This is a genomic window from Rubellimicrobium mesophilum DSM 19309 (genome assembly GCF_000600335.2).
Classification (GTDB): domain Bacteria; phylum Pseudomonadota; class Alphaproteobacteria; order Rhodobacterales; family Rhodobacteraceae; genus Rubellimicrobium; species Rubellimicrobium mesophilum.
Genome location: NZ_KK088556.1, coordinates 69,735 through 87,299, shown reverse-complemented (window position 1 = coordinate 87,299; position 17,565 = coordinate 69,735). Strand labels below are relative to the sequence as shown.

Sequence of the window (17,565 nt, the reverse complement as noted above, 5' to 3'; positions counted from 1 at the left end):
GAATCCATGTCCGACGCGAAGCAAGCCGCCATCCTGCGCCCCTCCGAGCGGCCCACCAACGACCGAGGCGGCGGAGCGAGGACCACGCCCCTCGTCACCCGCGCCTGCGGCTCCACGAGCCTCATCAACGGCATCACGGCCTTCAACCCCGGCGCGGCCATCGGCGTCCATTGGCACAACTGCGAGGAGTCGGTGATGGTCATCGAGGGCGAGGCCATCGCCGAGATCGACGGGGTGGGGCATCGGCTGCGGGCCGGGGACACCACCTGGATCCCGGCGAACGTCCCGCACCGCTTCATCAATGCCTCCCAGAGCGCGCCGATGCGCATCTTCTGGACCTACGCGTCGATCGACGCGACCCGCACCATGGCCGCCACGGGCGAGACGCGCACCATCGACGCCGAGCACGGACGCAAGGCATGATCCTCGAGACCGCCGAGCTGACCATCGCCCCGGGCCACGAGGCCGCCTTCGAGGCGGCCGTGCGCGAGGCGGTGCCCTTGTTCCTGGCCTCGCCGGGCTGCCGGGGCGTGCGGCTGCACCGGGTGGTGGAGGTGCCCGGCCTCTACCGGCTCCTCGTGGACTGGGCGAGCCTCGAGGACCACACCGTCGGCTTCCGCGGCTCGGAGGCCTTCACCCAGTGGCGGGCGCTGGTGTCGCCCCACTTCGCCGCGCCGCCCGTCGTGACCCACTCCGAGGAGGTGCTGTCCTCCGGCGCGGGCTGAGGCCGATGGAGGGTCGCTGGACCCGGCGCCTCCTCACCGTCGCGATGGCGCTCGGGCCGGCCCGCGGGTCAGCCTGTCCTCGCCCCTGCCGCCGAGGAGGATGCCCTTGCCCCCACCACACCTCGGTCGATCGGCGCCAGCGCCGTCAGATGGAAAGTCATCGACATCGCCGCCCTCCAAGTTGTCATTGCCGCCATTCCCTACGACCGAGTCTTCGCCTGCTCCCGGCGTGGTGCCTGGAGGGTCCGCAACGACCCCGTTCGACCTGCCGGCGGCTTCAACGACGTCGTCGAGGCCAGCTTCCGTGTAGGTGCCCATGCTCGGTCCTCCTCGGCCTGGCAACCGCAAACACGGGGATCCGACCACCAGACAGTGCAAGCAGCCCCGAGTGGTCGATGCGGCGGCCCCGGCTGCGCACTACGTTTCACCCCGCCTCTCACGGGATGAGACTGGACCTCACTTCAAGACGGCTTGGCGGCCCTGGCGTGCCCAGGCCCGGCACCAGAGGGATGCAGGCATCCCTGCCTCGCTGTCATTCAGCCGCTTGGGGGCGGTGCTGATCCACCCCTCGGTCCACCTACTCGGCCGGAGAACGGGTGGACAGCCTGTCCGCCGGACCTGCGGAGACCGCCCGCGGGAGGGTCCTGAACCCATGCGCCAATGGCCCACGGGCGATCAGCCCGTTGCACTCGTCTTCTGCCGTCCGACGTTTTCCCATAGCATGCCGACTTGAACGACTCCTGTGGATGGGACCCATGGCGCTCAAACGGATGGACAACGTCGGCATCGTCGTCGAGGACCTCGGAGCGGCGGTCGACTTCTTTCGCGAGCTCGGCCTGGAGCTGGAGGGACGGGCCACCATCGAAGGCGAATGGGCCGGTCGCGTCACCGGATTGGGCGAACAGCGCGTCGAGATCGCCATGATGCGCACGCCGGACGGCCACGGCCGGCTCGAGCTGTCCCGCTTCCTGGCGCCGCCCGTCGTCGCAGATCACCGCGCGGCCCCGGTCAACGCCCTGGGCTACCTCCGCGTCATGTTCGCCGTGGACGACCTCGACGCGACGCTGGAGCGGCTCCGCCCGCGCGGCGCCCAGCTCGTGGGGGAGGTCGTCCAGTATCAGGACACCTATCGGCTCTGCTACATCCGCGGGCCGGAAGGGCTGCTCATCGGCCTCGCCCAGGAACTCGGCCGAGCGCAAGATTACGAGAGGAATGCCGATCCGCCGTCCAGGCGAGAGGACGGTTAGGGAAGTCCTCCATCATGCCTGCCGGCGTGCCATGGCGCCGGGCCTCGGCATGGCGAGACCGACCATGATCTCCGGCGACGCGCCGACACGCACGAGACCCTCGCCCTCCTCGGCTGCGCTCCGGTTGGCCCCAGCCGGATCAGCCGAGCCGGATGCTCTCAGAACCGTGGCGGCAGCGCTCGCAGGTAGAGGATCAGCGCCGCCATGTCGTCCTCCGTCATGCCGGCATAGCCCCAGAACGGCATCACCGGCGCAAGGTGATGGCCGTCGGGCTTCACGCCCGTGCGGATCATCCGATCGAGCTCCTCGTCGCTGGTGTCGCCGATCCTCGTGGGAGTGATGTTGACCGAGCGCACCACGCTGCCGTCGGGCATCTCGAACAGCACGCCCCCCGCGCCGAGCTTGGTGTCGTAGAGCGGTCCATCAGGACCCAGGGGGGTGTGGCAAGCCAGGCAGTGCGCCAGGGGGCCGGCGATGTATGCGCCGTACTCGACGGTCGCGCCCTGCGGCACGCCGGGATTCGAAGCGACGGGCGGGCCGTAGGCCGCGGGTCGCGGCATGGCGTAGACGCTCTGGCCCGGGTCGTTCTCGACGGCTGGGACCCGACGAAGATACAGCACCACGCTCATCACGTCGTCGTCGGACAGGTCGTGGTAGAGCTCCATCGGCATGGGCGGGCCGATGATGGCGTCGCCCGGGCGGATCCCCTCGCGGATGGCGCGAGCGAGTTCCTCGTCCGACCAGTCGGCCACCCGGCCGCCGGGCGTGATGTTCGGCGCGATGGCGGTGAACCGGTCGTTCTGCTCGACCACCCGGCCGGCCAGAGCCCTGGTCATGTCCAGGCCCGCCTCCCCGAATGGCGTGTGGCAGTTCCCGCAGGCCATGGGACCCTCCACGAGGTAGGTTCCCCGTTCGAGCGACGGCTCGGCCCGAACCCCGCCCGCCGCAAGCGCCAGGAGAGCCATCCCCAACGTCAGACGCATGGTCCCGCTCCTATCCGATCCGCACCCGCCGGGTGATCTGGCCGTTGCTCTCGTAGAAGGTGTGCTTCTTCGCGATCAGGGGGTCGTCCATGGCGGGCTGGAGGTTCCCCGCCGTGTCGGTGGCGCGTGAGGTGATCGTGTGCTCGCCGGGGCTGGGGTCGGGCCAGTCATGGCTCCAGATGGCCCAGGCGAAGGGGGCCCGCTCGCCGGGGTCGAGCCTGGCCTCCTGCCATGGTCCGTCGTCGATCCGCACCTCCACCTTGGCGATGGGGGCGCCCCAGGCGGCCCCGGTGATGCGGGTGCCGTCCTCGGCCCTGGTGACGCGGGCGGGCGCGGACTTCAGGCGCATGTGGCGCACCGAGGTCTCGGTCCAGAACGTCTCGCCATCCCGCTCCACCTCGCGCACGGTCACGAAGTCGCGGGCCATGAACTGGGTCTCGAGCCGGTGATCCATCACCTCGATGCGCCTGAGCCACTTCACGTTCACCGAGCCGTACCAGCCGGGCGCCACGAGCCGCAGGGGGAACCCGTGATCGATGGGCAGAGCCTCCCCGTTCATCTCGTAGGCCAGGAGCATCTCGGGCCTCCGCGCGTCGGCCAGGGTCATGGAGCGCGCGTAGTTCTCGTGCATCTTCGTGTCGCGCGCCTCCACGTCGGTGGCATCCGTGCCCCAGAACGCCACCTCGATGGCCTCGGGCTGGACCCCCGCCTCCTGCAGCAGCGGCGCGAGGGGCGTGCCGGCCCAGGTGGCGTTGCCGATGGCGCCGGTGAGGAACGGCAGGCCCGAGTTGCCCGAGCACTCGATCGTGCAGGTCACCTCCTGGCGGGGTCGGGCCTTGAGGTCGTCCAGGGACAGCGAGAGCGGCCTGTCGACCAGCCCGTCGAACTCGAGCTTCCAGCTCGCGGCGTCGACCTCGGGACGCGCGCCGTCGATGTTGGTGATGAAGAAGAACTCGTCATTGGGCGTGATCCAGGAATCGAGGTCCTCCCAGACGAGCTGGTTGTGGATGATCCCCGGCACCGGGTTCTCGTCCGGCTGGTCGAGCCAGGGGAGCACCGTCTCCCCCGGTCGGGAGGGAAAGGCGCCGGCGCGGGAGGCACCGACGATGGCGTGGGCCGCGAAGGCGGCGCTGCCCTTCAGGATGAGATCGCGGCGGGTGAGATCAAGCATGGCGGGACTCCTCGTCGAAGGATCGAGCGGACGTTCAAGGTCGAGGGCCGCACGTGGACCTCCTCGGCGACCCGGACGTCGGACGTCCGGCCCGAGCGGTCATCGCCGGCATTCACCGCGTGGCGAACGGCATCCCCCGGCTGGCTTCTCACGGGCCCTCTCAGGACAGCGGAACCTGGAAGATGCGGATGGTGCCGTCGGAGTCCTCCGGCAGGCCAAGGTGGGCGGGGACGGCATAATAGCCGGCCGGTAGCCTCACGGAGATGGTGTCGATCTCCTCGTCGAGGCCCGAGTCGTAGTCCATCCACACGGCGAGCGAGCCGATGCGGAGCGACGCGGAGACGTGTCTCAGGGCCAGGACCAGCCCGTTGTGAACCTCGATCCTCGCAAGGCATGGCTCATTCGAGCAAGGGACCAGCACGACCGAACAAGGCCTGTCGCCGTCATGATCGTCGGGCAGGCCCCACTCGTAGCGGCTCTGCCCCGCGGAGATTCCGGGCAGAAGGGTCAGGCCGATCGCGACCACGGCGAAGGGGCCCAGGGCCTGGATCTCACCCCGCATCGACGCCCCCCGCATCGCTGCTCGCCAGCGGCGTCTCCAACTCGCGCCGGAGCTTGGCCGTCATGGCCCGCTCGTAGTCCTCGAAGCCGTCGGCAACGATGCAGAAGGCCCCTGGCCCATGCAGGACGACGTGGCTGAACCAGGCCGCGATCCCGGTGTCGCCACCGAGGCGCCGGTCGAGCATCGGGTCGTCGTAGGACTCCTCGACGACCAGGGCGTTCACGGTGATGCCGTCATACAGGCTCCCGATCACGTCGCTGGGCTCGAGGCCCTGGTCGCTCACGCCATCGCCCGCGACATCCACCGTTCGCCCGGGACAGTCCGGGCCGGCCTCGAGCGCCGCGGCCGCATGGAGCAGCGCGGCGCCGACCGCGGTGCCGTCCGCGACGGCGCCGGTCGCTCGGAGGCTCGTGGGCCAAGCCCGCTCAAGGGTGGCGGCGACGGCACGAAGGTCCTCCTCGCTCTCGATCATCTTCCATCCGGGGAGGAGGGCCGCCTGGGAGGAGGCGTCGGCCCATTCGAAGACGTAGAGGGCGACAGGCCCGCCCGCGAGGAAGGCCCGCCTGACATCCGGAGCGAGAAGGGCCGCGGCCAAGCCCTCGTGCTGGAGCCGGCTCTCGGCCGCGCTCACCGAGCCGGAGGCATCGAGCGCCAGCACCAGGGCGAGCCGGCAGTCCTGGGCGGCGACAGGTCCCGCGAGAGCGAGCAGCCCCGCTGCGGTGAAAATCCTTGTCAGCATGACGGCCCCCTGCCTGCAGGAAGGTCCGAGGAGCGGACATCCGCCCTCGGTGGCCGGAAAGCTACAAGGAGGCCGACAGCCTGGCCTGTGGGGTCACCTCAAAAAAGGTCAAGACGGTCAAAGCCGCTCCTGGGCTCAGCCCTCCGGCATCCCGGCTCGACGGAGCCCCTCGAGCCAGTGGCGCCCATCGCCACCGCGGCGCGCCCCGGGCGGCAACCGCTCCATGAGCCCTTGGATGGTGGCGCCCGGCCGGACCCGCAGCAGCCGCTCCAGCGTCGCCTGGGCCTCGTCCGTTCGCCCCCGACAGGGCCTCCGCCATGGTCAGGTTGATGAGGAGGTGGTCATACGAGGCCCCTGCGGCCTGGGCACGCCGGATCCAGTCCACCGCCTCCGCGTAGCGGCCCTCGTAGAGGTGGCAGAGCCCGATGCTTTCCACGATCATGGCGTTCTGGGGCGCGTCGGGGCTCAGGCGCAGGCAGCCCTCGAGGAGCCGGATGGAGTCCGCGGGACGGCCCCGCTGCCGAAGGACGGTGGCCGCCATGTGCAGAACGTCGTAGCTGAGGGGATTGAGCTCGACCGCCCGCTCGATGAGGGCCAGGGCCCCCTCGCCGTCGTCCTGGAAGTTGTGGGCGCCGAGACCGGACCAGGCCAGCACCATCGCGTCATCCGGGCCCGACTCCAGGGCGCGGATACGGAGGTCCTCGGCAAGGGCGAAGTCGTCCGTCCCCGCTGGAGTGGCGTCGCCGAACATCCGGCGAAGCTGATGGGCCCAGCTCGCCTGGACGAAGGCCTGCGGAAACGAAGGGTCGAGCGCCACGGCGCGGTCGAGGTGCCCGACCATGCGGTCATAGAGCGCGGCATTCGTGCTCAGGCGCTTCGAGAGGGCCAGGCCCAGCAGGAAGTGGTCGTAGGCGTCCATGCTCTCCGGGTGCTTGCGGCCCGAGCGCTCCAGCTCGGCGCGGGTGATCTGCGGCTCCACGAGGCCCACCACGGCGGCCGTGATCCGGTCCTGCATCTCGAAGACGCCATCCAGCTCCTCCTCGAAGCAGTCGGCCCATCGCACGTGGCCCTCGGTGTCCGTCAGCCGCGCGCCCACACGCAGCCGGCGTCCCTCGCGGCGGACGCTGCCCTCGAGGACATGGCGCACACCCAGGGCCTGCGCGACCTCGGGCGCCGGCCCGGCCCGGCCCTTGTAGGCGAAGGAAGCGCCCCGCGCGACGACCGCGAAGGTCCGGAACCGCGACAGCGCGGCGATGACGTCCTCGGTCACGCCATCGGCGAAGAACCCGAGCTCGGGGTCACCGCTGAGGTTGACGAAGGGGAGCACCGCCACCGTGGGCCGGAGCGCCAGGATCGTGCCGCGGCGCGCAGAGAGGCCGTCCAGCACCAGCCGGTACCCCACCCGCGAGACGGTCCGGACCGGATCCTCGCCGTTGGGCAGGGCCCCCATCGCCTGGCGCAGGTTGGCGATCTGGACGGTGAGGTTGTGCTCCTCCACGACCTGGTCGGGCCAGACCGCATCGAGGAGCTCGGACCGGGTGACGACGTGCCCCTGCGCGTCCACGAGCGCCACCAGGAGCGCGGCCCCCCGACCACCGATCGGGACCGGCTGTCCTTCCCGTTCCAGAACCATCCGGGTCCGGTCGAAGGTGAACGGCCCGAAGCGCGCCACGGCGGAGCGGTCCATCCCTGCGCTCCCATCTCCACCGGACCATTGTGCCCAATTTCCGGCCTTCAGGATAGCGGCAGGGATCCGGTGTGTGGACCGGCAGCCGCCTTCCGATCGCCGCCCCCGCCATTGGGATCGGGGCAGCCCATGGACGAGCGTGGACCTGGAACTCCACGCAGACGATACGCACCGGGCATCCCAGCCGGTTGGCCCGTGCGCGACTCACCTGCATGTCCGATGGCGTCCGGCCCGCTTCGGCGTCCCGCCGAAATGCAGGAACGCGGGAAGCCGGACCTCGGCGTCCGGGCATGTCGTGCCCGAGTCCACCCGGGAGCGTGTGACCAAGCCGAGCCGCTCCGTCGAACGACGACCCGAATGCTCCACCCCACGATGACGTGCGGCTGTCGTCGGACCGATCTCCCGGTTCACGGCCGGCCCGGCGAACCGGGCAAAACCCCCTGGGGCCGGGGGCAGGTCGGCCGAACTTTCTGAGGATAAGGAGTGGAGGCGAGTACCGGAATCGAACCGGTCTACACGGATTTGCAATCCGCTGCGTAACCTCTCCGCCAACTCGCCAGGGGTCCCGAGGAACGACCGCCGGATACATGACGCGAAGGCCACGCGCAAGCGTCCGCGAGAGCACACCCCGCGCGGGGCCGATTGCCCCCGACCCGACCCTGTGCCATCAAGACCCCGAGCCGAGACACCGGAGCGTCCCGCCCTTGCCAGACTTCGCCACCCGCCGCACGATGATGGTGGACACCCAGGTCCGCCCCTCGGACGTGACCAGCTTTCCCATCATCGAGGCCATGCTGCACGTCCCGCGCGAATCCTTCGTGCCCGAATCCCGCCGCGAGGCCGCCTACTTGGGCGAGAACCTCTACCTCGCCCCCGGCCGCGTGATCCTCGATCCGCGCACCCTCGCCAAGCTGCTCGAGGGCTTCGACGTGAAGCCGGGCGAGCGGGTGCTCGACCTCGCCACCGGGCTGGGCTACGGCGCCGCCGTGTTCGACCGCCTGGGCGCCGAGGTCGTCGCCCTCGAGGAGGAGCCCGCGCTGGCCCAGGCCGCCGCCGCGGCCCTCGCCGCCGGGGGCTCCGCCCGGACCCGCGTCCACCAGGGCCCCCTCGTGGAGGGTGCTTCCGGCCACGCGCCCTTCGACGTGATCCTGATCGAGGGCGCGGTCGAGGTCGTGCCCGACGCGATCCTCGCCCAGCTCCGCGAGGATGGGCGAATCGGCGCGATCTTCGCCGAGGACAACCTCGGCATCGCCCGGATCGGCCGCAAGGAAGGCGGCACGGTCAACTGGCGCTACGCCTTCAACGCCGGCGCGCCCGTGCTGCCCGGCTTCGCGCGCGCGACGGCCTTCGTTTTCTGACGGCCCGCGGCACAAGGATCACCAGGAAGGGAAGTCGTTCCATGCGCCAGTTGATCCGGGGGACCCTGACCGCGTTCCTCCTCTGCACCACGGCGGCCCGGGCCGAGTCCCTGGCCGACGCGCTGGCCCAAGGCTACGAATCCTCCGGCCTCATCGAGCAGAACCGCGCCCTCCTGCGGGCCGCCGACGAGGACGTGGCCCAGGCCGTCGCCGCGCTCCGGCCGATCCTGTCCTACGCCGCCAACCTCCAGGCCACCTACTCGGTGAGCGACGTCCAGAGCCTCCTCGGCCCCTCGACCGAACGGACCGTCACCGACGTGACCGCCACGCTGGCCCTGAACGCCAGCTACACAATCTACGACGGCGGCTCGCGGCGCCTCGCCCTCGAGGCGCAGAAGGAGCTGGTGCTCGCCACCCGCCAGGCGCTCCTCGACGTGGAGCGGCAGGTCCTCGGCCGAATCATCCTGGCCTATCTCGACGTGCAGCGGTCCCAGGCCTTCGTGGACCTGCGCCAGAACAACGTCCGCGTCATCACCGAGGAGCTTCGAGCCGCCCAGGACCGCTTCGATGTCGGCGAGACCACACGCACCGACGTCGCCCTGGCCGAGGCCGAACTCGCCTCCGCGCGAAGCCAGCTCGTGGCCGTGCAGGGTGACCTTCTCAGCGCTCGGGAGGAGTTCCGCGCCGCCGTGGGCTCGCTGCCCGAGAATCTCCAGCCGGTCCGGCCCGCCCGGATTCCCGCCTCCGTGGACGAGGCCCGGGCCATCGCGCTCCGGACCCAACCCAGCCTGCTGCAGGCCCAGCACCAGGTCGCCGCGGCCGAGATCACCGTCCGTCGCGCCGAGTCCACGATGAGGCCCACTGTCGCGCTCCAGGGCCAGCTCTCGGTCAACCGCGACATCGAGCGGAACGCCACGATCGGGCTCCAGGCGACGGGCCCGATCTACCAGGGCGGGGCGCTCGCCTCCACGGTGCGCCAGGCCCAGGCCCAGCGCGACGCCCAGCGGGCCTCCCTGCTCGAGACCGCCCGCAACGTCGAGCAGGACGTGGCCGATGCCTACGCCACCCTCCAGACCGCCAGCGCCAGCCGCCAGGCCTTCGAGGAGCAGGTCCGCGCCGCGCAGGTCGCCTTCGGGGGCGTCCGCGAGGAGGCCCAGCTCGGCGCCCGCACCACGCTCGACGTCCTCAACGCCGAGCAGGACCTGCTCGACGCCCGCGCCAACCTCGTCTCGGCCGGCGTGGACGAGGTCACGGCGAGCTATCAGGTCCTGGCCGCCCTGGGCCTCCTGAACGTGCAGAACCTCGGGCTGAACGTGCAGGTCTACGACCCCACGGCCTACTACAACCTCGTGGACGACGCGCCCACGGCCACGTCCGAGCAGGGCCGCGCCCTCGACCGCGTGCTCGACGCCATCGGGAGGGAGTGAGGCGCCGCCGCCGCAGTCGCGCGGGCGCGCGCGTGGGCGGCGGGCCGTCGTTGCGGGGGCTGGCGGGCTCGGGCTACGACTCGCCCCAGTGGCGAACCGGGGGGAATGCATGGCCCAGAGCAGCAACGACACCGAGGTCGAGAACGTCCTGGCCGCCATCCGCCGTCTCATCGAGGAGGGCGGGGCCGAAGGGCCGACCCCCTTCGGCAGGCTCGTGCTCACCCCCGCCCAGCGGGTGATGGCGCCATCCGAGCCGCTGCCCCCTGCCGGGGCCCAGGCCGCCTCCATCGCGGCGCCGTCCGACGGGGGAGCCATCGGGGATCTGCAGCCCGCCGCTTCGGCCCCCCTGGTCCTCCTGAACGCGCTCCCCGTCGCTGACGCCCCGCCGCCCGCGCCCTTCGAGCAGACGGAATCCGGCCTGCCTGACGGTCCCGGCGCCGAGGAGGAGCGCGTCCGCGCGTTTGCGGCGGACGACGCGATCCCGGCCGAGGACCCCGACCTAGCCGACCTCGCGAGCGACCCGGGCGCGGAGGAGGTGGTGCTGGCCCAGATGCCGGAGCAGCCCCCAGGCGGAGCGACCCCGTCCCACGAACCTCTCCCGACCGAGGACCCAAGGTCTGCCCCTCTCCAGGAGATCTCCACCTCGGACCCCGCCCGGTCCGACGCGACGGCCTCGACCCTGGCGGACGCACCTGTCGCGGTTGAGCAGGACGGCGATCCCGGCCCCGGGGCTGCCTCCGGAGAGATGGGCCCGCCCAGCGACCTCGCCGCCCCCGGGCAGGAGCCCACCCCCGACGCCGGGCTCCCATCCCAGGCCCCCGACTCGGGTCACGCAAGCCCGCCCGCTCCATGGCCTGACGAGGCCACGCTCCGCGCCCTGGTGGCCGAGGCGGTGCGCGAGGAGCTTCGGGGCGAGCTCGGTGAGACGCTCACCCGCAACCTCCGCAAGCTCGTGCGCCGTGAGGTGATGCAGGCCCTGGCCTTGCGCGACCTCTGACCTTCAGACCTCGGCCGAGAGCGCCAGAAGCGCATCCAGATCGAGGTGCCGCTCCACATGGGCGGCCAGCGCGTCCAGGGTCGCCTCGACCTGCCCCTCCCAGTCGAAGCCCGCGCCCGCAACCCCCAGCTCCGCCAGCCACGCGGCCCGGAACGCATCCGCCGCGAAGAGCCCGTGGAGGTAGGTCCCCTGCACCCGCCCATCCCCCGAGGCCGCCCCCTCGGGCCGCCCCTCCAGGCTCAGCCAGGCTCGCTGAAGGTCCAATCCCTCCGTCCGCCCCATGTGGATCTCATAGCCCGCCACCCGCGCTCCTGACGCCGGATGTACCCCCTCCACGCGCGCCAGCCGCTTCTCGCGCCCCATCACGGTCGTGACATCGAGGAGTCCAAGCCCGTCCACGCCCCCCGGCGATCCCTCGACCCCGTCCGGGTCCTCGATCCGCCGCCCCAGCATCTGGAACCCGCCGCAGAGCCCCAGCACCCGCCCGCCCCGCCGCCGATGCGCGAGGATATCCACGTCCCAGCCCTGCTCCCGCAGGTGCGCGAGGTCGGAAATGGTGCTCTTCGACCCCGGCAGGAGCACAAGGTCCGCGTCCCCCGGCAGCGCCCGCCCCGGCGGCACGATCTCGACGCTCACCCCCGGCGTCGCCGATAGCGGATCGAGGTCGTCGAAGTTGGCGATCCGCCGGAGCTGCGGCACCACGACCTTCACCGTCCCCTCCCTGCGCCGCCCCCCAAGGTCCAGAACGTCCTCCGCCGGCAGCCGCCACGCCTCGTCGAACCACGGCACCACGCCCAGCCCGGTCCAGCCCGTTCGCTCCGCGATCATCCGGAACCCGTCCGCGAAGAGGGCAGGGTCCCCTCGGAACTTGTTCACCGCGAACCCGCGCACCAGCGCCCGGTCGCCCTCGTCCAGCACCGCCTGCGTGCCCACGAGCTGCGCGATCACGCCACCCCGGTCGATGTCGCCCACGATCACCACCGGCACGCCCGCCGCCTGCGCGAAGCCCATGTTGGCGATGTCGTTCGCGCGCAGGTTCACCTCGGCGGGGCTCCCCGCGCCCTCCACGATCACGAGGTCCCGCCCCTGGCCGAGCCGGCGGAAGCTCTCCAGCACCGGCGCCATTAGCGAGGGCTTCAGCGCCGCATAGTCCCGCGCCTTCACGCTCGCTACGCGCCGCCCCTGCACCACCACCTGCGCGCCCGTCTCCGTCTCGGGCTTGAGCAGCACCGGGTTCATGTCCACCAGCGGCTCCAGCCCCGCTGCCCGCGCCTGCAGCGCCTGCGCCCGCCCGATCTCGCCCCCATCGGCGGTAACGGCGGCGTTGTTGCTCATGTTCTGCGGCTTGAATGGCGCGACGCTCAGCCCCCGCGCCCGAAAGGCCCGAGCGAGCCCCGCCACCAGGAGCGACTTGCCCACGTTCGAGCCCGCCCCCTGGATCATGATCGCCCTGGCCATCGTCCCCCCTGCGCAGCGCAACAAAAAACGCGGTCCCGAAGGACCGCGTCAAGATGTGGAAACAGTCCGAAAGCCGGGTCAGGCCGCGCGCGCGGCCTCTTCCTCGGCGGCGTGGCGGCGCTCGCTCTCCTCGCGGGAGAGGGCGACGGAGGTGCGGACACCCTTGCCCACGAAATCCATGAGGCCCTGGACGACCCGCTCGTTCGGGTCGATGCCGGCGCAGGTCAGCACTTCGCGCCCGTCCTTCGACCGCGCCCAGCGGGCGATCTGGTCGGGGCCGTTGCCGAACTTCTTGTCGTCGGCGATGGCATCGTCCAGCGCAGCGAGAACGACGGCCGCGAACAGCTTCCGCGCACGATTGCCCTGCTCGTTGTTGTAGGCGGTGCTGTCGATGGCTTCTTTCATCTTCCGTCCTTCTTATGTTATTTTTGATCTTGTAGTTTCCTGCGCCCCGGGCACTAATAGCTGTCCGGACTCGAAAGAGAGTCTCTCTTTCAGCATGGCAGCCATGCGTATCCTGCATGGCTTTGGAATGCGATTGCGCCGGCCTGACAATCTTGCCAAGCCGACACTCGGGCGATATGGCCAGCCCGCCGCGCGGGTCAACCGCGATCACGTTCTTGTCATCGAAGGACCGCCATGCCCAAGATCAACGGCAACGAGATCAAGCCCGGCCTGATCCTGGACCACGACGGCGGGCTCTGGGCGGCCGTGAAGGTCGATCACGTCAAGCCCGGCAAGGGCGGCGCCTTCGCGCAGGTGGAGCTCAAGAACCTCCGCGACGGCCGCAAGCTCAACGAGCGCTTCCGTTCCGCCGACAAGGTCGAGACCGTGGAGTTGGAGAAGAAGGACCAGCAGTTCCTCTACGAGACCGACGGGATGCTGACCTTCATGGACAGCGAGAGCTTCGAGCAGATCGAGCTGCCCTCCGACCTCCTGGGCGAACGTCGGCCCTTCCTGCAGGACGGCATGACCGTCCGCATCGAATACGTGGGCGAGGAGGCGCTGAACGTCGCACTGCCGCCCAAGGTCACCTGCATCATCGCCTCGACCGACCCCGTGCAGCGCGGCCAGACCGCCGCCAACAGCTTCAAGCCGGCGATGCTCGACAACGGGTTGCGCATCCTGGTCCCGCCCTTCATCGGCGAGGGCGAGCGGGTCATCGTCAACACCGAGACGATGGAATACTCCGAGCGTGCCTGAGCCCGTCACGCCCGCCCCGATCACGCCAGCGCAGCGCGACCTCCTGCTCGCCACGGTCCGTCAGGCCGCGCGCGAGAGGATCATGCCGCGCTTCCGGGCGCTCGAGGCCTCGGACATCTCCACCAAGTCCGGCCCCGCCGACCTCGTGACCCTGGCCGACACCGAGGCCGAGGCCCAGATCACCGCCGCCGTCCGCGCCGCCTGGCCCGAGGCCACCGTCTCGGGCGAGGAGGCCGTGGCCGCCGACCCCTCGGCCCGCGAGGCCATGGGCACCGCCGACCTCTGCGTCATCATCGACCCCGTGGACGGCACCTGGAACTTCGCCAAGGGCCTTTCGGTCTTCGGCGTCCTCCTCGCCGTCCTGCGCCGGGGCGAACCCGTCTGGGGCCTGCTCCACGATCCCGTCATGGACGACTGGATCGAGGCCGCCCCCGGCGAGGGTGCCCGCTTCGTCACGGCCCAAGGCACGACCCGCCCGCTCTCCGCCTCCGCCGAGACCCGGCCCGAGCGGTTCAACGGCTACATGCCCCTGGGCCTCTTCCCTCGCGCCGCGCGCGAGCGGATCGTGGAGGAGTTCCCGGACTTCCAGCGCATCACCTCTCTGCGCTGCGCCGCCCACGAATACCGCATGGTCGCGCAGGGTAACGCCGAGTTCTGCCTCTCCGGCCCTGTCCCGCACCCCTGGGACCACGCCGCCGGAGTCCTCGCGGTCCAATCCGCCGGCGGGTGTCGCCCGCTTCCTCGGCGGCCAGCCCTACACGGCGGCCCGCGCCGAGGGCGTCCTCCTCTCCGCCGGCTCGCAGGCCGCCTGGGATTCACTCGCCGAACGCTTCGCCTTCCTGGCCTGAGACCCGGACCTGCGCCTCCCCCGCGACCATCGGCCCCTCGGTCCGGTCGAACCGCAGATGCGCGATCCCCAGCCCCTCGGCCTGGGTATAGAGCGTCCCAGCCTCGCGCCCGTCCCCGGTCAGGATCGGCGTCCCAACCGGCGCCGCGCCCTCGACGCGGACCTGCGCGAGTCCCTTCCGAAGCTCCGTCTTGTGCTTCATCCGGGCCGTCACCTCCTGCCCGACGTAGCACCCTTTCCGAAAATCCACCCCATGCAGCCGCTCGAACCCGGCCTCCAGGATGTAGGTCTCGGGCGTGAGCTCGATCCCCGTCTCCGGGATGACGTGCTCCACCCGGAGGCGGTCCCAGTCCGTCCCGTCGTCCCCGCCCTCCGGCCCGTAGAGCCGCCAGCCCAGCGCCGGATCGCGCGGATCGGAGAGGGCCCCCTCCGGCGCCTCCCCCGTCCCGCGCCGCACCTTCAGGTCCGTCGGCGCCAGCCGCACGTCCGCCCGCAGCTTGTACATCGACAGCCGCTGCACCAGCCCCAGGGCGAGCCTCTCGTCCACGTCAAGCAGGATGCGCTCCCCGTCCGGGACGAGGAAGAAGTCCGCGAGGTATTTCCCCTGCGGCGTCAGCAGCGCCGCATACACGAGCCCCTCCTTCAGCCCCCGCAGGTCGTTCGACACGAGTCCCTGCAGGAACCCCTCCCGGTCCGATCCCTCGATCGCGATCACCGTCCGCCCGCTCATTCCGCCGCCCTTTCCACCGCTTCTGGCACGTCGCGGAACTGCAGCCGGTGCAGTTCCGCATAAAGCCCGCCGCGCGCCAGCAGCTCCTCGTGCGTCCCCTGGTCCACCACGCGCCCCCGGTCCATCACCACGATTCGGTCCGCCGCCCGCACGGTGCTCAGCCGATGCGCGATCACCAGCGTCGTCCGCCCGGCCGAAAGCCGGTCCAGCGCCTCCTGCACGATGGCCTCCGACCGCGTGTCGAGCGCCGAGGTCGCCTCGTCCAGCAGCAGCACCGGCGTGTCCCGCAGCAGCGCCCGCGCGATGGCCACGCGCTGCCGCTGCCCGCCCGACAGCGCCGAGCCCCTCGGCCCCGCCGGGCTGTCGATCCCTTGCGGCAGCCCCGGAAGGAAGTCCGCCACATGCGCGGCCTCCAGCACCCCCGCCAGCCGCTCCTCGGGAACGTCGGTGCGCCCGAGCAGCACGTTCTCCCGGATCGTCTCGTCGAACAGCGCCGCGTCCTGCGACACCACGCTGAACATCCCCCGCAACTCGCGCAGATCCATGTCCCGGACCCGCACCCCACCCACGAGCACCTCGCCCGCCCCCGGATCGACCAGCCGCGTGAGCAGGTTGAACACCGTGCTCTTCCCCGCGCCCGAGGCGCCGACCAGCGCCGTCGTCCGTCCCGCCTCCGCCACGAAGCTCAGCCCCCGCAGCACCGGCTGCCCCCCATAGGCCAGGTGCACGTCCCGCAGCTCGACCCTGGGCGCCCCCAGCGGCGGTGCCACGGGCCGCGCGGGCGAGACCAGCGCCGGCCGCTCCGCCAGGATCGCGCGCAGCCGCTCCACGCTGGCCGCCGCCTGGCTCCACATCCCCGACATGCCCGCGAGGCGCCGCAGGGGCTCGAAGGCCAGCGACATCGCGGTGAAGAAGGCCATGAACTCGCCCACCGTCTTCTCGCCCGCGATGATCTGCGAGCCGCCGAAGACCAGCACGCCGATGAACCCGAGCCCCGACATGATGTCCACCAGCGCCGGGATCGCCGCCCGCCCCGCCGCGCCCCGGACCTCGGCCCGGACCCTCTGCGCCAGGAGGTCGTCGTAGCGCCGCGCCTGATACCCCTCCAGCCCATTGAGCTTCACCGGGTTCAGCCCGTGGAACACCTCGTCGAGCCGCGTGGACATCCGCGCCGCGATCTCCCGCGCCCGGCCCGCGCGCCGCCGCACGACCTTCTGCACCAGCGTCGAGGGCAGGATCAGCAGCGGCACCCCCACCATCGCCACCAGCGTCCAGCGCCAGTCCACCCCGAGCGCGACCGCCAGCAGCGACGCCAGCGCAATGGCGTCCCGTCCGAGGCCCGTGACCAGCCCCGTCCAGGCGGTCTTGATCGCCTGCACGTCGCCTTGCACCCGCTCGATCAGCACGCCCGGCGGGTGGCTCTGGTGAAAGGGCGCGTCCAGCGTCATCAGGTGCGCCATCAGGTCCCGCTGGAGCGAGGCCGCCGTCAGCTCGTTCACCCGCGTGAGCAGGACCTTGTAGGTGGTCGAGGACAGCGCCCGCAGCACGAAGATGCCCGCGATGGAGAGCCCCACCGTCCAGATCGCGCCGGGCCGTCCCTCGATGAACACGTCATCGAACATCGGCTCCATCCGGCTCGCGAAGAGCCCGAACGACCCGCCCTCCACCGCCATGAACAGGATCGCGAGCGCCAGCCACCCGAGATGCGCCCGCAGGTAGCCGCGCCAGAGCCACAGGAACAGCGCGCGGGACGAATGCTCGGTCATGCCCGGAACCCCGCCTGCGCCGCCTCGGCATCGTAGTCCGTCCTGAACCACTCCTCGATCCCGATGGGTCCCCCCCGCAGCCGCGCCGCGTAGAGGTCGAGGATGTGCCCCAGCACCCCCGCCCGGCCGCGCCTCATGTGCAGGTAGCGCCAGGACAGGTGCCGCCTGGCCTCCGCCACCGTCTCCCCCCGATGCGCGATCAAATACAGCGCCGCCGCGAAGCCCGACCGGTCCGCGCCCGACTTGCAGTGGATCAGGAAGGGCCTCTCGGCCGTGCGGAACGCCTCGAACAGCTTCAGCACCTCCGCCCGCTCGGGCGCCCGGCGCGACCGCAGCGCGACGCTGACAAGGGTCAGCCCCAGCGCCGCGCAGCTTTCCCGCTCGAAGCGGTGGAAGCTCGACTCGCCCTCGCCCCGCAGGTTGACGATCGTTCGGATCCCCCGCGCCTTCAGCGCCCTGAGCCGCCCATGCGTGGGCTGGTTCGACCGCCAGACCCCCGGCGCGACCTCGTCCATGTTGGTCCAGCCGTGCCGCAGGATCGCATGGTCCACGAACTGGTAATGCAGCACCGCGCGCCACCGCCGGCCGAAGTCCCGGCCCGACGCCTCGCGGCGCGGTCGTGAGAAGAGCTTCACGGCGTCTCGGTCCCCTGGCATCCCCGCGCA

At 71.3% G+C, this 17,565-nt stretch carries 17 protein-coding genes, 1 tRNA gene and 1 pseudogene; 8 read left to right on the top strand and 11 right to left on the bottom strand.

The features are described from left to right. The first annotated feature begins 6 nt into the window (after positions 1-6). From RUMESO_RS05310 to RUMESO_RS05300, 3 genes are all read left to right on the top strand, one after another. On the top strand, positions 7-423 hold the full coding sequence (locus RUMESO_RS05310; RefSeq protein ID WP_037278646.1) for a cupin domain-containing protein: 417 nt from the start codon (positions 7-9) through the stop codon (positions 421-423). Further along, positions 420-725 carry an antibiotic biosynthesis monooxygenase family protein gene (locus RUMESO_RS05305; protein ID WP_037278644.1) on the top strand — a complete coding sequence of 102 codons (306 nt, stop codon included), beginning with the start codon at positions 420-422 and terminating at the stop codon, positions 723-725. The genes RUMESO_RS05310 and RUMESO_RS05305 overlap by 4 nt, the downstream gene beginning before the upstream one ends. A gap of 755 nt (positions 726-1,480) precedes the next feature. After that, the gene (locus RUMESO_RS05300; RefSeq protein ID WP_051521046.1) at positions 1,481-1,972 is read left to right on the top strand and encodes a VOC family protein; all 492 of its coding nucleotides are present in this window, start codon (positions 1,481-1,483) and stop codon (positions 1,970-1,972) included. Positions 1,973-2,130: 158 nt separating this feature from the next. Here RUMESO_RS05300 and RUMESO_RS05295 read toward each other — a convergent pair whose 3' ends face one another. From RUMESO_RS05295 to RUMESO_RS05270, 6 genes are all read right to left on the bottom strand, one after another. Then, on the bottom strand, positions 2,131-2,955 hold the full coding sequence (locus tag RUMESO_RS05295; protein ID WP_037278641.1) for a c-type cytochrome: 825 nt from the start codon (positions 2,953-2,955) through the stop codon (positions 2,131-2,133). Positions 2,956-2,965: 10 nt separating this feature from the next. Continuing rightward, positions 2,966-4,126 (bottom strand): sulfite oxidase, encoded by a 1,161-nt coding sequence (locus tag RUMESO_RS05290; protein ID WP_037278639.1) that lies wholly within the window; start codon positions 4,124-4,126, stop codon positions 2,966-2,968. A gap of 160 nt (positions 4,127-4,286) precedes the next feature. Beyond that, positions 4,287-4,688 (bottom strand): hypothetical protein, encoded by a 402-nt coding sequence (locus RUMESO_RS05285; protein ID WP_156362694.1) that lies wholly within the window; start codon positions 4,686-4,688, stop codon positions 4,287-4,289. Beyond that, entirely contained in the window at positions 4,678-5,427 is a 750-nt protein-coding gene (locus RUMESO_RS05280; protein ID WP_051521045.1) for a DUF1194 domain-containing protein, read from the bottom strand. Before RUMESO_RS05280 ends, RUMESO_RS05285 begins: the two co-directional genes overlap by 11 nt. Positions 5,428-5,488: 61 nt before the next feature. Further along, positions 5,489-7,114: a winged helix-turn-helix domain-containing tetratricopeptide repeat protein gene (locus tag RUMESO_RS05275; protein WP_051521044.1), complete on the bottom strand. Its 1,626-nt coding sequence runs from the start codon at positions 7,112-7,114 to the stop codon at positions 5,489-5,491. 484 nt (positions 7,115-7,598) lie between these two features. Beyond that, positions 7,599-7,672 (bottom strand) — tRNA-Cys (locus tag RUMESO_RS05270). A gap of 146 nt (positions 7,673-7,818) precedes the next feature. Here RUMESO_RS05270 and RUMESO_RS05265 point away from each other — a divergent pair. The 3 genes from RUMESO_RS05265 to RUMESO_RS05255 all read left to right on the top strand — a co-directional run bounded on the left by RUMESO_RS05265 (position 7,819) and on the right by RUMESO_RS05255 (position 10,896). Next, on the top strand, positions 7,819-8,472 hold the full coding sequence (locus RUMESO_RS05265; protein WP_037278635.1) for a protein-L-isoaspartate O-methyltransferase family protein: 654 nt from the start codon (positions 7,819-7,821) through the stop codon (positions 8,470-8,472). Between the two features lie 41 nt (positions 8,473-8,513). Then, on the top strand, positions 8,514-9,899 hold the full coding sequence (locus RUMESO_RS05260) for a TolC family outer membrane protein (protein ID WP_037278633.1): 1,386 nt from the start codon (positions 8,514-8,516) through the stop codon (positions 9,897-9,899). A 109-nt stretch (positions 9,900-10,008) separates the two neighbouring features. Continuing rightward, on the top strand, positions 10,009-10,896 hold the full coding sequence (locus RUMESO_RS05255) for a hypothetical protein (protein WP_051521043.1): 888 nt from the start codon (positions 10,009-10,011) through the stop codon (positions 10,894-10,896). A 3-nt stretch (positions 10,897-10,899) separates the two neighbouring features. On the opposite strand, the gene RUMESO_RS05250 is transcribed toward RUMESO_RS05255, so the two are convergent. Both RUMESO_RS05250 and RUMESO_RS05245 read right to left on the bottom strand, forming a co-directional pair. Beyond that, positions 10,900-12,354, bottom strand: a complete 1,455-nt coding sequence (locus RUMESO_RS05250) for a cobyric acid synthase (RefSeq protein WP_037278631.1) — start codon at positions 12,352-12,354, stop codon at positions 10,900-10,902. A 78-nt stretch (positions 12,355-12,432) separates the two neighbouring features. After that, complete coding sequence (locus RUMESO_RS05245) at positions 12,433-12,759, bottom strand: DUF6280 family protein (protein ID WP_037278629.1); 327 nt, start codon at positions 12,757-12,759, stop codon at positions 12,433-12,435. 234 nt (positions 12,760-12,993) lie between these two features. On the opposite strand from RUMESO_RS05245, the gene efp reads away from it, so the two are divergent. Next, a complete protein-coding gene (gene efp, locus RUMESO_RS05240) occupies positions 12,994-13,557 on the top strand; it encodes an elongation factor P (protein WP_037278627.1) in 564 nt (187 codons plus the stop codon). Positions 13,558-13,639: 82 nt separating this feature from the next. Continuing rightward, a pseudogene (locus RUMESO_RS28365) lies at positions 13,640-14,227 on the top strand (inositol monophosphatase family protein); the annotation flags it as partial. A gap of 145 nt (positions 14,228-14,372) precedes the next feature. Here the strand turns inward: RUMESO_RS28365 and ygfZ are convergent. From ygfZ to RUMESO_RS05220, 3 genes are read right to left on the bottom strand one after another with little or no spacing between them, the layout of a single operon-like run. Continuing rightward, entirely contained in the window at positions 14,373-15,134 is a 762-nt protein-coding gene (ygfZ, locus tag RUMESO_RS05230) for a CAF17-like 4Fe-4S cluster assembly/insertion protein YgfZ (protein WP_037278623.1), read from the bottom strand. Beyond that, on the bottom strand, positions 15,131-16,900 hold the full coding sequence (locus RUMESO_RS05225) for an ABC transporter ATP-binding protein (protein ID WP_037278621.1): 1,770 nt from the start codon (positions 16,898-16,900) through the stop codon (positions 15,131-15,133). The genes ygfZ and RUMESO_RS05225 overlap by 4 nt, the downstream gene beginning before the upstream one ends. After that, positions 16,897-17,556: a fused DSP-PTPase phosphatase/NAD kinase-like protein gene (locus RUMESO_RS05220; RefSeq protein ID WP_037278620.1), complete on the bottom strand. Its 660-nt coding sequence runs from the start codon at positions 17,554-17,556 to the stop codon at positions 16,897-16,899. The genes RUMESO_RS05225 and RUMESO_RS05220 overlap by 4 nt, the downstream gene beginning before the upstream one ends. Positions 17,557-17,565 lie beyond the last annotated feature (9 nt).

Bases quoted from the DNA above. Each gene is read 5' to 3' on its own strand.
- RUMESO_RS05310 (WP_037278646.1), top strand. From the start codon at position 7: ATGTCCGACGCGAAGCAAGCCGCCATCCTGCGCCCCTCCGAGCGGCCC.
- RUMESO_RS05305 (WP_037278644.1), top strand. From the start codon at position 420: ATGATCCTCGAGACCGCCGAGCTGACCATCGCCCCGGGCCACGAGGCC.
- RUMESO_RS05295 (WP_037278641.1), bottom strand. From the start codon at position 2,955: ATGCGTCTGACGTTGGGGATGGCTCTCCTGGCGCTTGCGGCGGGCGGG.
- RUMESO_RS05250 (WP_037278631.1), bottom strand. From the start codon at position 12,354: ATGGCCAGGGCGATCATGATCCAGGGGGCGGGCTCGAACGTGGGCAAG.
- RUMESO_RS05290 (WP_037278639.1), bottom strand. From the start codon at position 4,126: ATGCTTGATCTCACCCGCCGCGATCTCATCCTGAAGGGCAGCGCCGCC.
- RUMESO_RS05260 (WP_037278633.1), top strand. From the start codon at position 8,514: ATGCGCCAGTTGATCCGGGGGACCCTGACCGCGTTCCTCCTCTGCACC.
- RUMESO_RS05245 (WP_037278629.1), bottom strand. From the start codon at position 12,759: ATGAAAGAAGCCATCGACAGCACCGCCTACAACAACGAGCAGGGCAAT.
- ygfZ (WP_037278623.1), bottom strand. From the start codon at position 15,134: ATGAGCGGGCGGACGGTGATCGCGATCGAGGGATCGGACCGGGAGGGG.
- RUMESO_RS05255 (WP_051521043.1), top strand. From the start codon at position 10,009: ATGGCCCAGAGCAGCAACGACACCGAGGTCGAGAACGTCCTGGCCGCC.
- RUMESO_RS05225 (WP_037278621.1), bottom strand. From the start codon at position 16,900: ATGACCGAGCATTCGTCCCGCGCGCTGTTCCTGTGGCTCTGGCGCGGC.
- RUMESO_RS05300 (WP_051521046.1), top strand. From the start codon at position 1,481: ATGGCGCTCAAACGGATGGACAACGTCGGCATCGTCGTCGAGGACCTC.
- efp (WP_037278627.1), top strand. From the start codon at position 12,994: ATGCCCAAGATCAACGGCAACGAGATCAAGCCCGGCCTGATCCTGGAC.
- RUMESO_RS05280 (WP_051521045.1), bottom strand. From the start codon at position 5,427: ATGCTGACAAGGATTTTCACCGCAGCGGGGCTGCTCGCTCTCGCGGGA.
- RUMESO_RS05285 (WP_156362694.1), bottom strand. From the start codon at position 4,688: ATGCGGGGTGAGATCCAGGCCCTGGGCCCCTTCGCCGTGGTCGCGATC.
- RUMESO_RS05220 (WP_037278620.1), bottom strand. From the start codon at position 17,556: ATGCCAGGGGACCGAGACGCCGTGAAGCTCTTCTCACGACCGCGCCGC.
- RUMESO_RS05275 (WP_051521044.1), bottom strand. From the start codon at position 7,114: ATGGACCGCTCCGCCGTGGCGCGCTTCGGGCCGTTCACCTTCGACCGG.